The sequence below is a fragment of the Kribbella qitaiheensis genome (assembly GCF_042657745.1).
Lineage (GTDB): Bacteria > Actinomycetota > Actinomycetes > Propionibacteriales > Kribbellaceae > Kribbella > Kribbella qitaiheensis.
Genome location: NZ_JBHSKE010000021.1, coordinates 220,630 through 239,756, shown reverse-complemented (window position 1 = coordinate 239,756; position 19,127 = coordinate 220,630). Strand labels below are relative to the sequence as shown.

Annotated in this window: 14 protein-coding genes and 1 pseudogene; 9 read left to right on the top strand and 6 right to left on the bottom strand. The window is 69.2% G+C overall.

The annotated features are described in order from the left end of the window. Positions 1–254: 254 nt before the first annotated feature. The gene (locus ACFPJ1_RS18110; protein ID WP_380105248.1) at positions 255–755 is read right to left on the bottom strand and encodes an anthrone oxygenase family protein; all 501 of its coding nucleotides are present in this window, start codon (positions 753–755) and stop codon (positions 255–257) included. A gap of 10 nt (positions 756–765) precedes the next feature. Continuing rightward, positions 766–3,150, bottom strand: a complete 2,385-nt coding sequence (locus ACFPJ1_RS18105; protein WP_380105247.1) for a M64 family metallopeptidase — start codon at positions 3,148–3,150, stop codon at positions 766–768. Between the two features lie 162 nt (positions 3,151–3,312). Between ACFPJ1_RS18105 and ACFPJ1_RS18100 the strand changes: the two genes are divergently transcribed. The 4 genes from ACFPJ1_RS18100 (at position 3,313) to ACFPJ1_RS18085 (ending at position 7,113) form a co-directional block, all read left to right on the top strand. After that, positions 3,313–4,113 (top strand): lysophospholipid acyltransferase family protein, encoded by an 801-nt coding sequence (locus ACFPJ1_RS18100; RefSeq protein WP_380105244.1) that lies wholly within the window; start codon positions 3,313–3,315, stop codon positions 4,111–4,113. Positions 4,114–4,151: 38 nt separating this feature from the next. Further along, complete coding sequence (locus tag ACFPJ1_RS18095; RefSeq protein ID WP_380105242.1) at positions 4,152–5,030, top strand: prephenate dehydratase; 879 nt, start codon at positions 4,152–4,154, stop codon at positions 5,028–5,030. A 48-nt stretch (positions 5,031–5,078) separates the two neighbouring features. Then, a complete protein-coding gene (locus ACFPJ1_RS18090; protein WP_380105240.1) occupies positions 5,079–6,062 on the top strand; it encodes a GNAT family N-acetyltransferase in 984 nt (327 codons plus the stop codon). 64 nt (positions 6,063–6,126) lie between these two features. Next, positions 6,127–7,113, top strand: coding sequence for a GNAT family N-acetyltransferase (locus tag ACFPJ1_RS18085; RefSeq protein ID WP_380105239.1), 987 nt, complete (start codon positions 6,127–6,129; stop codon positions 7,111–7,113). A 16-nt stretch (positions 7,114–7,129) separates the two neighbouring features. Here ACFPJ1_RS18085 and ACFPJ1_RS18080 read toward each other — a convergent pair whose 3' ends face one another. After that, positions 7,130–7,675 (bottom strand): hypothetical protein, encoded by a 546-nt coding sequence (locus ACFPJ1_RS18080; protein ID WP_380105237.1) that lies wholly within the window; start codon positions 7,673–7,675, stop codon positions 7,130–7,132. 301 nt (positions 7,676–7,976) lie between these two features. On the opposite strand from ACFPJ1_RS18080, the gene ACFPJ1_RS18075 reads away from it, so the two are divergent. The 4 genes from ACFPJ1_RS18075 to ACFPJ1_RS18060 all read left to right on the top strand — a co-directional run bounded on the left by ACFPJ1_RS18075 (position 7,977) and on the right by ACFPJ1_RS18060 (position 13,252). After that, on the top strand, positions 7,977–10,205 hold the full coding sequence (locus ACFPJ1_RS18075) for a DUF8189 domain-containing protein (RefSeq protein ID WP_380105235.1): 2,229 nt from the start codon (positions 7,977–7,979) through the stop codon (positions 10,203–10,205). Positions 10,206–10,309: 104 nt separating this feature from the next. Further along, the gene (locus ACFPJ1_RS18070) at positions 10,310–10,543 is read left to right on the top strand and encodes a hypothetical protein (RefSeq protein WP_380105233.1); all 234 of its coding nucleotides are present in this window, start codon (positions 10,310–10,312) and stop codon (positions 10,541–10,543) included. Between the two features lies 1 nt (position 10,544). After that, positions 10,545–11,867 (top strand): M28 family metallopeptidase, encoded by a 1,323-nt coding sequence (locus ACFPJ1_RS18065; RefSeq protein ID WP_380105232.1) that lies wholly within the window; start codon positions 10,545–10,547, stop codon positions 11,865–11,867. 5 nt (positions 11,868–11,872) lie between these two features. Further along, positions 11,873–13,252 carry an HAD-IA family hydrolase gene (locus tag ACFPJ1_RS18060; protein WP_380105231.1) on the top strand — a complete coding sequence of 460 codons (1,380 nt, stop codon included), beginning with the start codon at positions 11,873–11,875 and terminating at the stop codon, positions 13,250–13,252. A 10-nt stretch (positions 13,253–13,262) separates the two neighbouring features. On the opposite strand, the gene ACFPJ1_RS18055 is transcribed toward ACFPJ1_RS18060, so the two are convergent. The 3 genes and pseudogenes from ACFPJ1_RS18055 to ACFPJ1_RS18045 form a co-directional block, all read right to left on the bottom strand. Continuing rightward, positions 13,263–15,194, bottom strand: a complete 1,932-nt coding sequence (locus ACFPJ1_RS18055; RefSeq protein ID WP_380105229.1) for a TIGR03960 family B12-binding radical SAM protein — start codon at positions 15,192–15,194, stop codon at positions 13,263–13,265. 63 nt (positions 15,195–15,257) lie between these two features. Next, entirely contained in the window at positions 15,258–17,096 is a 1,839-nt protein-coding gene (locus ACFPJ1_RS18050; protein ID WP_380105227.1) for a hypothetical protein, read from the bottom strand. Between the two features lie 94 nt (positions 17,097–17,190). Next, positions 17,191–17,867: pseudogene (locus ACFPJ1_RS18045) on the bottom strand (alpha/beta fold hydrolase). Positions 17,868–18,147: 280 nt separating this feature from the next. Here ACFPJ1_RS18045 and ACFPJ1_RS18040 point away from each other — a divergent pair. Beyond that, entirely contained in the window at positions 18,148–19,119 is a 972-nt protein-coding gene (locus ACFPJ1_RS18040; RefSeq protein WP_380105225.1) for an asparaginase, read from the top strand. Positions 19,120–19,127: the final 8 nt, after the last annotated feature.

The following is a 19,127-nucleotide window of genomic DNA, read 5'->3' as shown; positions in this document are numbered from 1 at the left end:
GCTGGACCGCCAGCACTCAGTAACCGCACTCGATCCGCTGGCGCGGCGCGTGGCAACGCCCGGCCTGTGGCCTACCGGCGAGGTTGCTGAGTGGTGGGCGTCCGGTGGATCAACCAGCCAGCGCGGATGCCGATGCCGACACCGACACCGCGACCCGACACCTCAGCAAACGGCGGCCCGACTGCCAGACGCCGACCAGCCACGACCGCCACCGCTCCTGCCTCGGGTGGCACCGACGTCATGGCTGAGTACGCCTAGGGCTGGGCGGCGGATTTGCCGGTTAGGTAGAGGGACCAGGCGAGGAGGCCGAAGCCGACTGTGCTGAGGACGGATCGGATCAGGTTGAAGGAACGCCAGCGGGCCTCGTTGAACGCGGTGCGGGCGGCGGTGACGTCGATGGTGTCAGGGTCACCGGCCGCCTTGAGCGCGTCGTTCAGCGGGACGTTGACTGCGATCGTGATGATCACCGTCACCAGGTTGAGCACGAACGCGATCGCGATCCACGCCAGCGCGTCCTCCCCGAGGCTCAGCAGTCCGGCGACGAGGGTGAGCACCAGCGAGCCGACGAACCCCACGACCAGGAACAGCGGGTTGAGGATCGCCCGGTCGACCGCCTGGAACGCCGCCACGAAGGTCTTGTCGTCGGTCTTTCCCAGCCCGGGCATGAAGGCATTCGAATAGATCACGTACACCCCGGCCATCAGCCCGGTGGTGAGGGTCGCGGCCAGCAGGACGGTCACTCGCAGTCCGTTCATGGCGCCTTCCTCAGAGACCCGAGCACTGGCCTGCGCGCGGACCAGAGACCTGGTTCGGGGCTTGCAGGTTGACCGGGGCGGTGGTGTTGGAGGTGCAGTTGAGGGAGCCGTTGATCTTGTTGCCGGCCAGGACGACGGGCTCCGCGGTTCGCGCGCCGGTGACCGAGACCGGGCCACTGACGGTGCTCCCGACCAGTACTGCGCTACGAGTCGTGCCGTCCAGTGAGACCGGGCCGTTGACCGTACTGCGGAGCAGGTGCAGGTCGGCCGCCCTGGCAGCACTCACGGGTCCGGAGATCTTGGTGTCCGTGGCGACCAGTGACGCTCCGGCGCGGACCGAGACCGGGCCGTTGATGGTTGCCCCCTGCAAGCAAGTGACGCCGGAAGCCACCACCAGCGGGCCGTTTCGTACCCCGGTGATCGTGCTCGTGCAGGTCGGGGCCGGTCGCAGCAAGGTGACAGCGAACCGGCGCGGGGTACCGATGTTGCCGGAGGCATCGATGGCGCGGTACTCGACCTGGTGCCGGCCGTAGCCGGACGGGACGTCGTCCCAGGGGACCACTCGCGGGACGCCGAGCTTGCCGTAGACGAGCTGGTCGATCTCGGTGCCCTCGGCGGTGAAGCGGAACGGGGCGTTCGCGTCGGTCGGCCAGCCGTAGTAGTTGTACCAACCGTCGCCGTCCACCCGGAACTCCGGTACGACGTACCCGGTGCTGTCGTCCGTGGCCGTCAGGCCCATCGTGAACGCGTCGTTGTAGATGTACTCCGGTCCGGCCGGCTTCTGCACCTTCAGAAGGGGCTTGGAGAGGGTGGAGTCCACGGTCGGCTCGACGCCGTCGACCTGCCAGGTGAGGGTGTAGCTACCGACTGAGGCGGTCAGGGTGTGGCGCCCGGTCAGGTTCAGCGGGGCGAGGGCGAAGTCGCGGTCGTTCCCCGGGTTCGCCACCACGCTCCCGTCAACCCGCCACTCGACGGCTGGCTGTGCAACATCCGACTGCGTGGTCTCCACATAGACAACCTCATCCGCATTCACCGGGTGATCCGTCGAGGTCGATGTGGTGAAGGTTGCCTCGCTGGCGGCGGACTCCGCCGCGGTGGCGAAGGCACGCTGCGCCGCGGCATCGGTGGTCGTGGCGGCCGCGCTAGTCGGGGGGTGCGGGGCGGCGGTTGCGGGGGTGATGGTCCAGGAGCGGGTTGTGGTTAGGGCTGGGGAGGCTCGGACTGCTGGGTCTCGGACGAAGGTTGTGGGGTCGACGATCTTTGCTGTCAGCGTGTGCGGGCCGGGTGTGAGGGTGAGTGAGCCTAGGGCCACCGCGCGGCTGTTGGCGGTGTCGAGGACGGTGCCGTCGAGGGTCCAGGTCACGGTTAGTTCGTGGCTGGCGGGGTGGAGGGTTTGGAGCCACACGACCTGGTCGGCGGCGACCTGGCCGACGGGAGTGCTGGACTGGAAGAGGGTGGCTCGGGACGAGATGCGCTGGGTCATGCGCTCGCGGGAGACCTGGTCGAAGTAGTAGCCGAGCACCTTCATCATCGAGTGCTTGCTCGGCCGCCAGACCCCCGAGCCGGCGTACATCCCGGCCTCGAAGCGGGCGATCTTGCCGCCTGACTCGCTGTCCTCGCCGAGCCAGCGGAACCACTTCTTCTGCTGGTCGAGCATCTGCTGCTCGGTCAGCAGCGTGTGGTGGATTGAGCTGGGCTCCGGACCCTCGTACGGCGCGCCGCGCTCGCCGCGGGCGTAGTAGTCGTACTCGTCCTGGAGTCCGCCGAGCGAGTGGCCGAGCTCGTGCGGGGTGATCAGCGCGGACAGCGCGTTGCCGCCGGACGCGGTGGCGTAGGTACCACCGGCGCCGCCGTAGGTGTCGCTGTTGCCGATAGCAAGAATCTGCCGGTTCGAGGCGGTGGTGCCGGGCGCCAGGTCGGCGTACTGGCCGGCGGCGGTGGAGCTGACGGTGAGCAGGCGTTGCACGCTGGCCGGGTTGCAGCCGCCCCAGAAGCCCATCTGCAGCGGGGTGTCCACCTTCGGCGAGGTGAGGTCCGGGTCGCAGTCGACACCGCTCTCGGGCGAGGCGATCTCGACCGCGTAGACGTTGATGTAGTTGCGGTACGACTTGAACGGCTCGATGCTCCAGAGCACGTTCAGGTGCTTGTCCACCTGCTCGCGGAACTTTGGCAGCTCGGCCTCGGTGTACCCGTCGCCCATCACCACGAGGTTGAAGCGCGACGACGCCGGGCCGGTCACCTGCAGCGGGACCACCTTCGGCGGCGGCACCGCCTCGGCCCGGGTGGCGCCCGTAGTACCGGCGCCAGTGGTCGATGCGGCGCTCGCGGCGACCGGCAGGCCGGCGAACACCGCCGCCACCACGGTCAGGCTCGCCGTCAGTCTCCTGGTCCTCACAACCCGGCCCTCCCCAGCTCGGCAGACTTGCTGTGAGAACCCTACGGATGGTGGGTACCGGATGTCAGTGGTTCCCGCGCGCCGACTTGGGCGGCAACCGCAGCGGCGGCGGGGCGTTGTACGGCATCATGAGGGCTCGGGGAACGTGAGGAAAGGACATCGATGACGGAACCGGCGCAGGCGCCGCGGCCCGAGCCGGAGCGGGTGAACCCGGTCGACGACGGCGACAGTGATGGCAAGGGCATCTACTGGGTGCTGAAGAACGTGCTGCTCGGCCCGCCGGTCAGGCGCATCTTCCGGCCCAAGGTGGAGGGCGCCGAGCACATCCCGGCGCTGGGACCGGCGATCATCGCCAGCAACCACCTGTCCTACGTGGACTGGATCTTCATGCCGCTGGTGGTCCGCCGCCGGGTCACCTTCGTGGCCAAGTCCGACTACTTCACCGGCGCCGGGATCAAGGGCCGGTTCCAGCGCGGTTTCTTCAAGGGCACCGGCCAGGTGCCGATCGACCGGTCCGGCGGGTCCGCGTCCGAGGGCGCCATCCGGGCAGGTATGAAGGTGCTGGAGCGCGGCGAGCTGTTCGGCATCTACCCCGAGGGCACCCGCTCGCACGACGGCAAGCTCTACAAGGGCCGGACCGGTGTCGCCCGGCTGGCGCTGGAGGCGAAGGTCCCGGTGATCCCGTGCGGGGTGATCGGCACCGACGTGGTCGCGCCGCCCGGCAAGGTGGTCGCCTCACTGGCTTCCCCGACGGTCAAGTTCGGCGAGCCGCTGGACTTCTCCCGGTACGACGGGATGGAGGGCGACCGGTTGATCCTGCGGGCCGTCACCGACGAGATCATGTACAAGATCATGGAGCTGTCCGGACAGGAGTACGTCGACATGTACGCCACCAAGGCCAAGTCGCTGGAAGGCCGGGCGACCACCGGCGCCCCCAAGAAAGTCCGTAAGACGGACACCTGATCCAGAGGGTGAGACACGTGGCGCTAGGCTGGGAAACCGTGAACGGACCGATCGCTTACCAGGGTGAGCCAGGCGCCAACTCGGCGATGGCCTGCACCGAGATGTTCCCGGACCGCGAGCAGCTGCCCTGCACGACGTTCGAGGACGCGCTCGAGGCGGTCAGCACCGGCCGGGCCGGGCTGGCGATGATCCCGGTGGACAACTCGATCGCGGGCCGCGTCGCGGACATCCATCACCTGCTGCCGGACTCCGGGCTGCACATCATCGGCGAGTTCTTCCTGCCCATCCACTTCCAGCTGATGGCCACCCCCGGCACCTCGATCGAGTCGATCAGGACGGTTCGCAGCCACGTGCACGCGCTCGGCCAGTGCCGCAAGATCATCCGCGAGCACGGGTGGTCGACCGTCGTCGCCGACGACACGGCAGGCGCCGCCCGCGAGATCTCCGAGCTGAAGGACCCGACCGTCGCTTCGCTCTCGCCGGTGGCCGCGGCCGGGCTCTACGGCCTGGACATCCTGGCCGAGGACGTCGAGGACGAGCACCACAACACCACTCGCTTCCTGGTGCTGTCCCGGGAGCCGCACGTGCCGCCGGTCGGGTCCGGCCCGATCATCACCAGCTTCGTGTACCGCGTCCGCAACGTGCCGGCCGCCCTGTACAAGGCGATGGGCGGGTTCGCGACCAACGGCGTCAACATGACCAAGCTGGAGAGCTACCAGCTCGGCGGGTCCTTCTTCGCGACCCAGTTCTACGCCGATGTGGAAGGTCACCCGGAGGACCCGAACGTGGCGCTCGCCCTGGAGGAGCTCGCCTTCTTCTCGGTCGAGGTCCGGCTGCTGGGCGTCTACCCGGCGCACCCGTTCCGCGAGCAGATCGCCGAACCGGCCGCCAACCGCGCCCTCCGCCCGCACCACTGACGCGCCGCCGCAGGGCCAACGGACCGCTGAGCTTCTACGTTGGGCCTCGTGGAGGTCGTGAGCGTCGACGAGGCGGCTGAGTTCCGGCGGGCCTTCGGCGTACTGGCGTCGGTCGCCGCGGAACGGGAGTTCCCGACGCTGATGCCGGTCGACGAGGCACTCGTGCTGCTGCAGTCGCCACCCGCGGACTACCGCTTCAGTTGCCTGGCATCGGTCGAGGACGGCGAGGTGATCGGCGCAGCCTGGCTGACCTGGCCGCAGTCCGAGAACCCGCAACTGATCGTCGTCGACCTCGCCGTCGCACCAACTCACCGGCGCCGTGGCGTCGGGTCGGCCCTGCTGCACGCGGTTCGGGCCCAGGCGCGGAACGAGGGCCGGAGCGTGCTGCTCGGCGAGACGTTCAGCCCGTACGGCGCTGAGGTGGGCTCGGGTGCGGCGTTCGCGTCGGAGCGAGGTTTCGTCGCCCAGTTCGCCGCTCTGCACCAAGTGCTCGACTACCCGGTGAGCGACCTCTCTGCGCAGGCTGCTGCCGTGGCCGAGCATCACCGCGACTACGAGCTGATCAGCTGGCCCGGGCCCTGCCCGGAGAAGCACCTCACGGAGTACTGCGGGCTGCTCAGTCTCGTGGACGAGGAAGTCCCGCTCGACGACCTGGAGCTGCAACCCAAGCGGTGGACCCCGGAACGACTCCGCGCGGCCGAGGAGCATCGCCGTACCCAAGGGCATTTCGGCAGTACTACGGTCGCGGTCGCGGCGGACGGGTCGCTCGCGGGCTACACCGAACTGACGGGGTCACCGCAGCAGCCCGGCCGCCTGAACCAGCGCGACACCCTGGTCCGGCCGGAACACCGCGGCCACCGCCTCGGCCTGGCGCTCAAACTGGCCAACCTCCAGGCTCTCCAGTCCGGCTTCCGGGCTCCTGCCACGGTCCACACCTGGAACGCCGAGTCCAACGCCCCGATGATCGCGGTGAACGACCATCTCGGCTTCCGCCCGATCGAGCACCAGCACGTCTGGCACTCCCCCGCCTAGACCCGGCCGGGGTCACCGCGAAAACCACCGGCGGCGAGTGGGTGCCGGCCCGTAGGGTCGCCGGGTGGACATTGTGACTGTGGACGGGCGGGACGCCGCGACCTTCGAGCGGTTCTTCCAGTTGAGGGACAACGTACGGCGGACGGAGCAGGAGTTCCCGGCCGGGCTCGGGCTGGAGGAGGCCCGGGTGTTGTTCGCGGGCGAGCACTCGGACATGCGGGTCGACGGGATCGGGCTGGTCGACGGCGACACGTGGCTCGGGATCGCCTGGCTCGACTGGTGGCTTAAGGAGAACACGCATCTCGTCGAGGTCGAGCTCGTCGTGGCCCCGCAGTACCGGCGTCAGGGGGTCGGGAGCCGGTTGCTCGAGATCGTCGCGGAGCGGGCGCGGCAGGAGGGGCGGCGGCTGATGTCGGGGATCGCGCTGGGCGACGCCGAGACCGGTGAGAGCGCCGGTACTGCGTTCGCCGCCGCGCGCGGGTTCGTCCGCAAGCACGTGGACCTGCACCAGGTGATCGAGTTACCGCTGCCGGCGGAGCAGCTCGACAAGCTGGAGCGGGAGGTGCCCGGGTACGAGATCTTGCAGTGGCGGGAGCACATGCCCGAGGAGTGGCTGGAGGAGTTCGCCGACGCGCTCAGCGCGATGACCGTGGATGTGCCGACCGGGGAGTTGCAGCTAGAGGCGACTCAGTGGACGCCGGAGCGGATCCGCGAGGCCGAGGCCCGCCGCGTGCAACAAGGCCGGACCTGTCACACCACTGTGGCGGTCGCCGAGGACGGGCGGCTCGCGGCGTACACGCAGATGGGCGGCGCCGCCGGTACGCCGGATCGGCTCTACCAGTGGGACACCTTCGTCCGGCCGGAGCACCGCGGCCGCAAGCTCGGCATGGCCGTCAAGATCCCGAACCTCCGGTCGCTGCAGGCCGAGCTCGATCACCCGGCCGTGCTGCACACCTGGAACGCCCCGAGCAACGCGCCGATGATCGCGGTCAACGAGCATCTCGGCTTCCGCCCGGTCGCCCAGCGTTCCAACTGGGAACGCGAGCTCTAGACCGGAGCCGCCTGCTCTAGGCGAAGGTCCAGTCCGGATAGGCCTTCTGCAGCACCGCGCGGTGGTCGGACCAGTTCGCGTCGCGGCGGGCCGGGTCGAGCGGGTCGGGGTAGCCGCCGCTGAGGCGGTAGCCCCAGGTGAAGGCGGCGACCGGTACGAGCAAGCGGGTGCGGACCACGTCCGGCACGATCACCAGGAAGGTGTCCGCCCGCCAGACCCCGTCCGGATGATCGGGGTTCGCGGGCGCGTCGAAGAACGTCGGCAGGTGCCCGTAGCTGAACAGCGGGCTCGCCTCGGCGTGGAACGGCAGCGCGTCGACGGACACCTGCCCGTCGAAGTCCCGGGTGGCCAGCTGGACCCAGCCCATGATCGCGTTGATGCCCTGCCCGTGGTAGCGCAGCGTCGCAGTACAGATCGGGAAGCCGCGGAAGGACTCGGCGACCAGATCCGGGACGAGAAGCTGGTGGCCCGACGCCCAGGGGTCGTCGTTGGCCACCACCCGGACATTGACCAGTCCGCGTTGACCGCGTACCTCGAACGGCACTGACAGCTCTCTGCGCATCGCACCCTCCTGGGGACTCCTGCTGCAATTCTCCAACGTGGACAAAGGAAATGGTGGAAATCGACTACCCGGGCTCGCGGGGTTGTGCACCGGCGGTGACGAGAGGAAGCTAGAACGCGAGCAGCGTCTTGGGGGCAGCCTGTTCGGTGGGGGAAGACGGCCGGCGCCGTCTTCGGCCGGTACGTGGGTCTGGGGGATCTGGGAAGCGTCCCGGTCCGGGACCATGGGCACGCGTTGGCGACAGCGCCGCGGCCGGGTTCCGTCCTGCTCCGTTCGCCCCTGCGCGACCAAGGGGGAAGAGATGCCGAGAAAGGCCAACGGGAGAGCGGACAAGACCGAACGGGCCAGCGACAACGGGATGCCGGGTGGCGCGACGCCGACCGGCGGTGGTCAGTCGGCGAACGGGACGCCGGCCGGGAACCAGCCGAGGTCGACGACCTCGACCGGCCCGGCGATGAGCGGCTCCCCCGGTCCTGGAGGCTCCGCGATGAGCGGAGGCGGCGCCGGCATGGGCGGCGGTGGTGACGACCGGAACGTCGCGCAACCCACCCGCCGCGAGTGTGGCGTGATGGACGTGCACCGGCGGCTGCTGTCGACGTCGGCCGAGTACGTCGCGGCCCGGTCCGCGCTGGAGAACGCGACCACGCTGTACGCGGCCAGCAACCAGCGGTTCGACGGGGTGGCCCGGATCCCCGTCGTCGTGCACGTGGTCTGGAACAACGCCGCGCAGAACATCTCGCAGGCGCAGATCGACAGCCAGATCGAGGTGCTGAACCGCGACTTCCGCGCCACCAACTCCGACATCGGCTTCGTCCCGGCGCCGTTCACCGGCCTGGTCTCGGATCCCCGGATCGAGTTCCACCTGGCCACCACCGACCCGAGCGGCGACCCGACGACGGGTATCACCCGGACGCAGACGACCCGGACGTCGTTCAGCACCGACGACGCGATCAAGTCCTCCGCGACGGGTGGCATCGATCCGTGGCCGGCGGACAAGTACCTGAACATCTGGGTGGGTCAGCTCGGCGGCGGCCTGCTCGGCTACGCGCAGTTCCCGGGCGGACCGGCCGAGACCGACGGCGTGGTCATCCTGCACAGCGGCTTCGGGACCAACGGGACCGCGGCGGCGCCGTTCGACCTGGGCCGGACGACGACCCACGAGATCGGGCACTACCTCAATCTGTTCCACATCTGGGGCGACGACGGCTCGGGCTGCAGCGGCAGTGACGAGGTCGCCGACACCCCGAACCAGGGCGGCCCGAACTTCGGCGTACCGACGTTCCCGAAGCTGTCCTGCAGCAACGGGCCGAACGGCGACCTGTTCGTGAACTACATGGACTACACCGACGACCGCGGCATGGTGATGTTCACCAACGACCAGGTGACCCGGATGGAGGCCTGCCTGGACACCGTGCGCAGCAGTCTCAACCAGGGCTCGGGGGCGGCTGCCGGGATGCCGGAACCGGCGGGTCCGGTGGTGTCGTGGGGCGCGGGCCGGCTGGACGCGTTCGTCGTCGGCACTGACAAGGCGATGTACCACAAGTGGTACGACGGCGGCTGGGGACCGTCGGTCGGCGGCTACGAATACATGGGTGGTGTCAGCATGAGTGCTCCTGAAGTCGCGTCGTGGGGTCCGGGCCGGCTGGACGCGTTCGTGCTCGGCACCGACCACGGGCTCTACCACAAGTGGTACGACGGCGGCTGGGGACCGTCGGTCACCGGGTACGAGGCGCTCGGCGGCGTCTGCATGAGCCCGCCGCGGGTCGCCACCTGGGGACCTGACCGGCTGGACGTGTTCGTCACCGGCACGGATCACGCGCTCTACCACCTGTGGTGGGACGGCACCGCGTGGTCCGGGTTCGAGAGCCTCGGCGGCGTCTGCCTGGGCGAGCCCGAGGTCGTTGCCTGGGGCCCGGATCGGCTCGACGTCTTCGTCCTCGGCATGGACAGCGCGGTCTATCACAAGTGGTGGGACGGCACCGCGTGGTCCGGGTTCGAGAACCTCGGCGGCGTCTGCGTCGGTCCCCCGACCGCGGTCTCGTGGGGGCCGAACCGGCTCGATCTGTTCGCCGTCGGCACCGATTCCGCGCTGTACCACAAGTGGTACGACGGGTCGTCGTGGTCGGCGGACTGGGAGAGCCTGGGTGGCGTCTGCGCGAGCGCGCCGACCGTCGTCTCCTGGGGTGCGGACCGGCTCGACGTGTTCGTGCTCGGCACCGACTCGGCGCTGTACCACCAGTGGTGGGACGGGAGCGCCTGGTCCGCGTTCGAGTACCTGGGCGGTGTCTGCGTCGACCAGCCGCGGGTGACGTCGTGGGCGGCGAACCGGCTCGACGTGTTTGTGGTCGGAACCGACAGCGGGCTGTACCACAAGTGGTGGGACGGGAGCGCCTGGGGACCGTCGCCCACCGACTACGAGGCGCTGGGCGGCGTCATCACGGATTTCAAGCTCGACCAGCCGGCCCCCGACAAGGTGCCGGCGGACCTGCACTCGGCGATGCCGGCCGGCGACCGGGCGGTGATGAGCTGACCACCCAGCCGCAGGGACGCCCGGACCAAGGTGCTGCGGGCCGGGTCGATCCGGCCTCGCTGGCCGGGCGGTGGACGCATTCCTCGGAAGAGGACCACGACGGTGTGAGCGTCTACCGCCGCGAGGACTTCGCCTTCCCGCCGGCTCGCGGCCGGCGGGGGGTGGAGTTCCGCCCGGACGGCACCTTCGTCGAATGGCTGCTCGGTCGCGGCGACGCACCCGAGGCCGCACAGCCAGGCCGGTGGCAACCGACCGGCACCGTCAGCCGCGCCTCAGGCCGGACGGGCCGGGTCGTGGCGGCCACACCCGATCGGCTCGAAATCGCTTGGCAGGAGTGAGATGAGCACCAGCAAACCCGTTCGGTACCTCGTCGTGCCGACCGCCGAAGCCGCCGACGAGGCGAAGTCGGCCAGGGTCGGCGACAAGACGATCCTCTGGTGTCCGGCCGCGGATCACCTCGGCCGAGCTTCCCGGACCGCGCCCGGCCTGTTGCTCGTGACGCAGGTCGGCCGCACCTTCCAGGACGAACACCCCGACGTCACCCCGCTGCTGGACCACGGCCGCCACCTGGTGATCTCGGCCGCCGACAAACCCAAGCGCCGGTCGAACCACTGCTGGCGGGTCGAACCGCTCCGCCCGGGCCTGGTGGTCGACGTACCGGTCATGCCGCCCGCGCGGGTGGATCCTTCGGTGGCGCAGCTGCTCAGCGCGTTGTCGCCGACGTCGTACGAGGCGGACCTGACCTGGCTGGCGAGTCTCCCGACGAGGCATTCGCTGAGCGCCTCGTTCACCGCCGCCGTGGACTTCGCCGCCGCGCGGATGGTTGCCCTCGGCTACACCGTGACCCGGACGCCGATCACGGTCGGCGCGGGGCACTCGGAGAATCTGATCGGCGACCGACCCGGCACCGCACCCGGTCCGCGCGGACTCGTGGTCATCACCGCGCACCTCGACTCAATCAACCTCGCAGGCGGTCCGGGCGCGAGTGCACCGGGCGCCGACGACAATGGGAGCGGTTCGGCCGGAGTACTGGAACTCGGGCGGCTGATCGCCACCCGGGCCTGGCAGCACGACGTACGGCTGATCCTCTTCGGTGGTGAGGAGGAAGGCCTGCACGGCAGCAAGCAGTACGTCGCCGCGCTGCCGGCTGCCGAGCGGGCGCGGGTCCGCGCGGTGCTCAACATGGACATGATCGCGAGCAAGAACACTGCGACGCCGACCGTGCTGCTCGAAGGCGCGACCGTCTCGTCCGGCCAGATCGCCGACCTCGCGGCCGCGGCGTCGAGCTACACGGCGCTCAAGGTGGAGACCTCGCTGAACCCGTTCGCCAGCGACCACGTGCCGTTCATCAACGCCGGCGTTCCGGCGGTCCTGTCGATCGAGGGAGCGGACAGCGCGAACGGCCACATCCACTCGGCCTCGGACACGCTGAACTTCCTCGACTGGTCGCTCGCATCGGAGATCCTGCGGATGAACGCGGCGGCGCTCGTCGGCTGGCTCGGCGGCGTAGAAGCCGTTCGGCCCAGGCCCGCGGGACCAGTGGTGTCGTGGGGTCCGGGGCAGCTCGACGTCTTCGTCGCCGGTGCTGATGCCGCGTTGCACCACAGGGCCTATGACGGCGCTTGGCACGACTTCGAGTCTCTTGGAGGTGTCATAAGCTAACGCTGGTGACGCACCTTGACTGGAGTGGCTGCCTGAACACCCGCGATCTCGGTGGACTGCCGACCCGGTACGGCGCGACGACGCGCGCGGGGGCGGTGATCCGGACGGACTCCCTGCACCAACTCGATCCCGACGGCCGGGTGGCCTTCTTTGCCGTTGAAGCCGGGCTGGTCCTGGACCTGCGCTCGGACTGGGAGATCGAAGAACCCCACCCGCTCGACGGCGACTCGGCGTACCGGCGGATCCCGTGGATCGACACGGCTCGCGAGACCGAGCGAGTGCGCGCCGACGAGCGGCTGATGGCCGATATCTACCGCGGCAGCCTGGAACGGAACCAGGGCCAGATCGTTCGCGCGCTTCGTGCTGTCGCGGATGCTCCGGCTGATGCCCCGGTTGTGGTGCATTGCCGCGCCGGCAAGGACCGGACCGGGCTGCTGATCGCCTTGCTGCTGGAGCTGGTCGGAGTACCTCGTGAGGTGATCGCGGCCGACTACGCGATGAGCGAAGAGCGGCTCGGAGTCCTTGCTGCGTTGGAGAATCACCCTGGCACCGAGGAGGAGCGAGCGGCGGCCGCAGTACTTGCGAGGACTTTGCCCGAGACCATCCTGGACTCGCTGGAGCACGTCGACTCGCAGTACGGCGGAGTTCGGGCTTACCTGGCTGCGTGTGGGTTGACCGCTGGGGAGATCCACCGGCTGGCGACGCGGCTGGTGGAGGTGCCGATCGAGGCGGTGGTGTTCGACTTCGACGGGCTGCTGATGGACACCGAGACCACGCTGGTGGAGAGCTGGCGGGCCGAGTGGCAGTGGCACGGGCTGGAACTCGATGTCGAGGACGGGTTCTTCCCGGGGCACGGCGGGGACACCTTGGAGATGCACTACGAGAAGCTGGCCGCCGCGGTGGGGCCGGGGTACGACCGCGAGAAGAGCCAGGCGCGGCGGCTCGCTCACCGGGATGAGCTGCACCGGACGCTGGACTTCAGGCCGGGGATCCGCGATTGGTTGCGGGAGGCACGCGAACTCGGGCTGCACATCGCCATCGCGAGCAGCTCGGCGCGGCCGTGGGTGGTTGGGCATCTCGCGCGGGTGGGAGCTGTCGGACTGTTCGACCTGATCGTGACCGGCGATGAGGTGTCCATGCACAAGCCGGATCCGGAGATCTACCTGCTGGCGCTGAAGCGGCTCGGGCTGGACGGCATGTCAGCCGTGGCGATCGAGGACACCGCGCACGGGGTCGCTGCGGCCGCCGCGGCTGGCATGGTGACGATCGCGATTCCGAACCCGTTCGTGCCGGCCGAGGCTGTCGGGCATGCCGACCTGGTGCTCGGCCTCGCTGACGAAGTACCGCTCAGCGAGGCCTTGCTGGTGGTCTCCGCGAAGGCCTGATTCCTCTTTCTCAGAGGACGGAGAGCGGGAGGAGCTTCTTGCCGGTGGGGCCGACCTGGATCTCGGTGCCCATCTGCGGACAGACGCCGCAGTCGAAGCACGGGGTCCAGCGGCAGTCCTCGACCTCGATCGCGCCGTCCTCCTCGAGGGAGTCCTGCCAGTCCTCCCAGAGCCAGTCGCGGTCCAGCCCGGAGTCCAGGTGATCCCAGGGCAGCACCTCGGCGTACTCGCGCTCGCGGGTGGTGTACCAGGCGAGATCCACCGGCTCGTCGGCGAGCGCCTTCGCGGTCGCCTCGATCCAACGCTCGTAGGAGAAGTGCTCGCTCCAGCCATCGAACCGGCCGCCGTCGCGCCAGACCTGCTCGATGATCCGGCCGACCCGGCGGTCGCCGCGGGACAGCAGGCCCTCGATGATGCCGGGCTTGCCGTCGTGGTACCGGTAACCGATCGCCTTGGCGTACTTCTTGTCCGAGCGGATCGCGGCGTTCAGCTTGGCCAGCCGCGCGTCGGTCTCCTCGACGCCGAGCTGCGACGCCCACTGGAACGGCGTGTGCGGCTTCGGCACGAATCCGCCGATCGACACGGTGCAGCGGATGTCGTTGCGGCCGGACAGCTCCCGGCCGGTGGCGATCACCCGCTTGGCCAGGTCGGCGATCGCGAGCACGTCCTCGTCGGTCTCGGTCGGCAGGCCGCACATGAAGTACAGCTTCACCTGTCGCCAGCCGTGGCTGTACGCTGCCGCGACCGTGCGGATCAGGTCCTCCTCGCTGACCATCTTGTTGATCACCTTGCGCATCCGGTCCGAGCCGCCCTCGGGGGCAAACGTCAGACCGCTGCGCCGGCCGTTGCGGGAGAACTCGTTGGCCAGCGTGATGTTGAACGCGTCGACCCTTGTCGAGGGCAACGAGAGCGAGACGTTGCTGCCCTCGTACCGGTCGCCGAGGCCCTTGGCGACCTCGGCGATCTCACTGTGGTCGGCCGAGCTCAGGCTGAGCAGGCCGACCTCCTCGAAACCGGACTGCTTCAGGCCGTTCTCGACCATGTCGCCGATGGTGGTGATACTGCGCTCCCGCACCGGGCGGGTGATCATCCCGGCCTGGCAGAACCGGCAACCCCGCGTACAGCCGCGGAAGATCTCCACGGAGTACCGCTCGTGCACGGTCTCGGCCAGCGGGACCAGCGGCTTCTTCGGGTACGGCCAGGCGTCCAGGTCCATCACCGTGTGCTTGGCGGTCCGCCACGGCACGCCGGGCTTGTTCGGCGCGATCCGCTTGATCCGGCCGTCGTCGAGGTAGTCGACGCTGAAGAACTTGGGGATGTAGACGCCACCGGACGCGGCCAGCCGCATCAGGACCTCGTCGCGGCCGCCCGGGCTGCCTTCGTCCTTCCACTCCCGGATCACGTCGGAGATGGCGAGCACGATCTCCTCGCCGTCACCGAGCACCGCGGCATCGATGAAGTCGGCGATCGGCTCGGGGTTGAACGCGGCGTGACCACCCGCCAGCACGATCGGGTCCTCGTCGCCCCGGTCCACGGCGTACAGCGGGATACCGGCCAGGTCGAGCGCGGTCAGCATGTTCGTGTAGCCGAGCTCGGTGGAGAACGACAGCCCGAACACGTCGAACGCCCGCACCGGGCGGTGGCTGTCGAGCGTGAACTGCGGGATCTTGTTGTCCCGCATCACCTGCTCCATGTCCGGCCACACCGAGTAGGTCCGCTCCGCGAGGGTGTGCTCGCGCTCGTTCAGCACCTCGTACAGGATCTGGACGCCTTGGTTCGGCAGGCCGACCTCATACGCGTCCGGGTACATCAGCGCCCAGCGGACGCTCACGGAGTCCCAGTCCTTGCTGACCGAGTTGAGCTCACCGCCGACGTACTGGATCGGCTTCTGCACACCCGGCAGCAGCGGTTCCAGGCGCGGAAACAGAGATTCAACAGTCATCACAGAACTTCCAGTCAGAGGTCAGAGCGCCTACCAGCCTAACCGCGTTCTGCCGTGGTCTCGTCATCGATGGGGCCACTCCGGCAGCAGCGGCGCCAGGACTCGCACCATCTCCGCTCGCTGCTCGGCCGTACAGTTCACCGGCTGCTCGCCACACTGCACCATGAGGAGCGGACCATCGGGCGTATCGATCTCCCGGAATTCGGTGAACAGCCCACTGGCTTCCAACGCCTCCCGGCCGCCGACCGACTCAAGGTGCCCCGGTCCGAGCAGGATCCGCCAGGCCGGCCCGCGTACACAACTGCGCGGGTCGCGCCGCACATCGGAGCGCAGCGAGACGAACTGCTCGTACCGCGACCGACCGTCACCCATGGACAGGTCACGCGCGACGTCCACCCACCCGCCGACCACCGGCAGCGTGCTCGCGGCTCGGGTGATCAGGTCCTCGACGAACGGTTTGGCGACCAGCGCGCGCATCGGCTCCGAGATCTGCACAGTCAGGTGAGCGGGCAGGCTGTAGAACTCACGGTCGGCCGCGAGCTGGGCGCCGATGGACAGCCCGCCCCAAGGCTGGATGTCTCGCTGGTTTCCCCTGCCGTCCGCTACCCCGGCACCGATGCTCACGGAGGTCAGCTCACCGGCCCGGAGCCGCTTGAGCGCCCGGCGCCACCCTTTGTCATCTCCTCCGGTGCCTCCGTAGCGGCCGCGTACCGACTTGTACGACACCGTCACGGAGAGTCCGTACGGCGGTACGTCCCGCTCGCCGGAAGGCACCTTGCCCCCGGCCTCGGCGTACTTCTCGGTGAGCGGCGTCAGCAGCAGGGAGCGGGCGTAGTCCAGCCAGTCGGCGACCTCATCCACGCGATCCAGAAGCTCCGTACCCATCGCGAGCTCGAAGCCGGCGTGGTACGGATCGGCGATCGAGTACCGCCACCACTCGTTCCAGCTGATGTCCGGATACCGGCCCGGCGCCTCCACGCCGTCGGGATAGTCCAACGGGAGCTCGACGTTCAGCGGCAAGCGAGCCTCGTCGGCCGGCCGGCCCTGTACTCCGACGTGCTCGCGAGCCCAGGCCACCGCGTCGAGCAGACCGCCAGCATGCTCCGGCGGTACCACCTGCCACTCGCCGGTCACGCCCAGCAGCTCCGAGACCCAGTCGCGCCGGCTCTCGCGACCGTAGCTGCTCAGCGAGATCGGCGGATCGAAGGCGACTGCCGCCGACCCGTTGATGGCAACTATCGCGGGTGGCTCACCGAAGGTGTGCAACCAATTGGTCGCGACCAGCTCGCGCCAGCCGGCCGAACCGTGGTCAATGGCCGCCGCCAGAACCCCCTCCATGGTGGGCCCGGTGTCCGTCTTCTCGACCTCGTCCGAGGCGTCGGGTTCGACGATTTCGGGCACCAGTTCGCGGCCTTCGACCGTACTGTCGTCGACCACGATCCGCAGGCTTTCGAGGAGCTCCGCGAAGCCGGTCTCGGCGAAGACATGACCGTTCTGCAACTGGTCGGCCACTGCCGCCTCGTCCACCTCAGGAAGCTCCGCGCCGGCTGCCCAGGCGGCGATCTGCCGGGAAACTTCGTTCGCGCGGGCCGGCAGGGTGTCTTCCAGCTCCGAGTCATCGACCTCGCGGCCCTGGTAGAACGCCGCGATCGATTCACCGAAGGTCCACTGCCACTGGGGTTCGCCGTCGTGGAGGCCGTGGATGACCGCTGCGTCACTGTCGTAAACGTGAGTGACCAAGGTGTAGCCGAGCCCTGGGTCCCAGGGCTCGCCCCGGGAGATGGGAAGTTCCCACCAGGACCACCCGGCCGCGGTTCCGCCGTACCGGTAGTAGGCAGCAGGCGGATCCTCCCGCTCGCTCCCCACGATGTATGTCGCCCAGCGCCCCACCCTGGTCTCCATTCGTTAGGTGGTGGAGAGCCTAGGGGGCCCGACCGACAGCCTGTTCAGCGGAAGGTGCGTGCTGACCTGCAGGCTCGGAGCTGGCGCCAGCGACTCAAGTGAGGTGGGTGAGGAGGAGGGGGCCGGTGCGGTCGGGGTGGGTGTAGGTGACCAGGTGGGCGGCGTGATCGAGGACTTCCAGGTGGGCGCAGGGGATCTGGGCGGCCAGTGGGATGACGGTTTCCGGCGGGACGGAGGTGTCGGAGTCCGCGGTGGCGAGCAGGACGGGCGCGGTGATGTCGGCCAGCTTGTCGCGCAGATCCATCGAACCGAGCGCCTCGCAGCAGGCCGCATAACCCTCGTCCGAGGTGTTCAGCAGTTGCTGGCGGATCGTCTCCACCTCGGCGGGGTGGGCTTCGACGTACTCCGGGAGGAACCAGCGGGCCAGGGTGGGCTCAACGATCGCCTGGATGCCCTCGGCGCGGACCTGGGCGGCCCGGTCGATCCACATCTGCTGGCCCGCTGCCGGGTACGCCGGCGGGCAGAACAGCGCGAACCGGTGGAACCGGTCCGGGGCGTTCTCCGCGAGCCATAGCCCGACCGCCCCTCCCAGCGAGATCCCGACGTACGACGCCTTCTCCACGAGCAGCTCGTTCAACAGGTCTACGACATCTCCGCCGAGGTCCTCGATCGAGTAGGGCCCGGGGGCGCCTCGGATTCACCGTGGCCGCGGTGATCGAACGCGACCACCCGGAACCGCTCCGCCAGCACGTCCAACTGCGGAGCCCACATCGCGTGCGTCGTCCCCAGCGAAGAGCCGAGCAGAACCACAGGCGCGTCCTCGGGACCGGTGATCTCGTGATGGAGTCGCATGAGCCCACCCTACGGAGATCTGAGCGGTTCAGGGCCGGAACCCTGACGTTCGGCACCACCACCCATCCACTTGAACCCTCACCACCGAGGCCGTCGACCCGCTCCGCAAACGCGGCGGCCCCGGCCCGATTCGCCGTTCCGGTCTTCCGCAGGATTCGGTTGATAGCCTGCGGCGGCGGCTGAGTGTGGAGGAGTGGGTGTGGCTGTGGTTGTGGGTGTGCCGGGGATGGATCGGGTCGTGGAGTTGGCGACGGTTGTGCGGAGTGGGTTTGTGGAGAGCAGGCACTTCGGGGTGGCGGTGGCGGTGGATCCGGGCGGTGAGGTGGTGTTCGCGGCCGGAGATGTCGAGGCGGTGGTGTTGCCGCGGTCGACCGCCAAGCCCTTGCAGGCCGTGGGGTGCATCGTCGCGGGTGCTGAGCTCAGTGATGAGGAGACGGCGATCGCGGCCGGGAGTCACACCGGCGAGGATCGGCATGTCGCCCTGGTCGATGGGATGTTGAAGGCTGCGGGGCTTGATCGCGAGGCGTTGGGGTGCCCGCCCGATCGGCCTCAGGACGAACCCACCCTGTTCCGGTCGATTGCTGAGGGCATCGAGCCGGAGAAGGTCCGGATGAATTGCTCAGGCAAGCACGCCGCGATGCTGAAGGCGATGGTTGCCCACGGCGACGATCCGGCGGACTACCTTGACCCGACGTCTCCTGTGCAGCGAGTGATCGCGGCCGAGATCGAGCGGCTGACCCACTCGTCCACTGGCATCGTGACGGTCGACGGCTGCGGCGCTCCCCTCCTGGGGATGCCGTTGCGTGGGCTGGCGCTCGCCTTCAGCCGTCTCGCTACGGCAGACGCCGGTACTGCGGACAACCGCGTGGCTGAGGCGATGCGCCGGTACCCGGAACTCGTGGGTGGCAAGGGACACCAGAACACCGAGGTGATGCGCCTGCTGCCTGGCGTGATCGCGAAGGGCGGTGCCGAAGGGGTGATCGGGATGGCGACTCCGGATGGCCATGCCGTTGCCGTCAAGGTCATCGACGGCAACCCGCGAGCCACCACGGCGCTCGGCCTCACCCTGCTCGAGAAGTGCGGGTACGACGTGTCTGCGGCGGACGAACTCCGCACGCTGCCAGTCCTCGGCGGCGGCAAGCCGGTCGGCCACATCACCCTGACGATCTAGCCCGGCCG

What these genes read in the sequence shown, in the direction of transcription:
- ACFPJ1_RS18080 (WP_380105237.1), bottom strand. Translation starts at nt 7,675, where the DNA reads ATGCGCAGAGAGCTGTCAGTGCCGTTCGAGGTACGCGGTCAACGCGGA.
- ACFPJ1_RS18050 (WP_380105227.1), bottom strand. Translation starts at nt 17,096, where the DNA reads ATGGAGACCAGGGTGGGGCGCTGGGCGACATACATCGTGGGGAGCGAG.
- ACFPJ1_RS18075 (WP_380105235.1), top strand. Translation starts at nt 7,977, where the DNA reads ATGCCGAGAAAGGCCAACGGGAGAGCGGACAAGACCGAACGGGCCAGC.
- ACFPJ1_RS18055 (WP_380105229.1), bottom strand. Translation starts at nt 15,194, where the DNA reads ATGACTGTTGAATCTCTGTTTCCGCGCCTGGAACCGCTGCTGCCGGGT.
- ACFPJ1_RS18065 (WP_380105232.1), top strand. Translation starts at nt 10,545, where the DNA reads ATGAGCACCAGCAAACCCGTTCGGTACCTCGTCGTGCCGACCGCCGAA.
- ACFPJ1_RS18100 (WP_380105244.1), top strand. Translation starts at nt 3,313, where the DNA reads ATGACGGAACCGGCGCAGGCGCCGCGGCCCGAGCCGGAGCGGGTGAAC.
- ACFPJ1_RS18110 (WP_380105248.1), bottom strand. Translation starts at nt 755, where the DNA reads ATGAACGGACTGCGAGTGACCGTCCTGCTGGCCGCGACCCTCACCACC.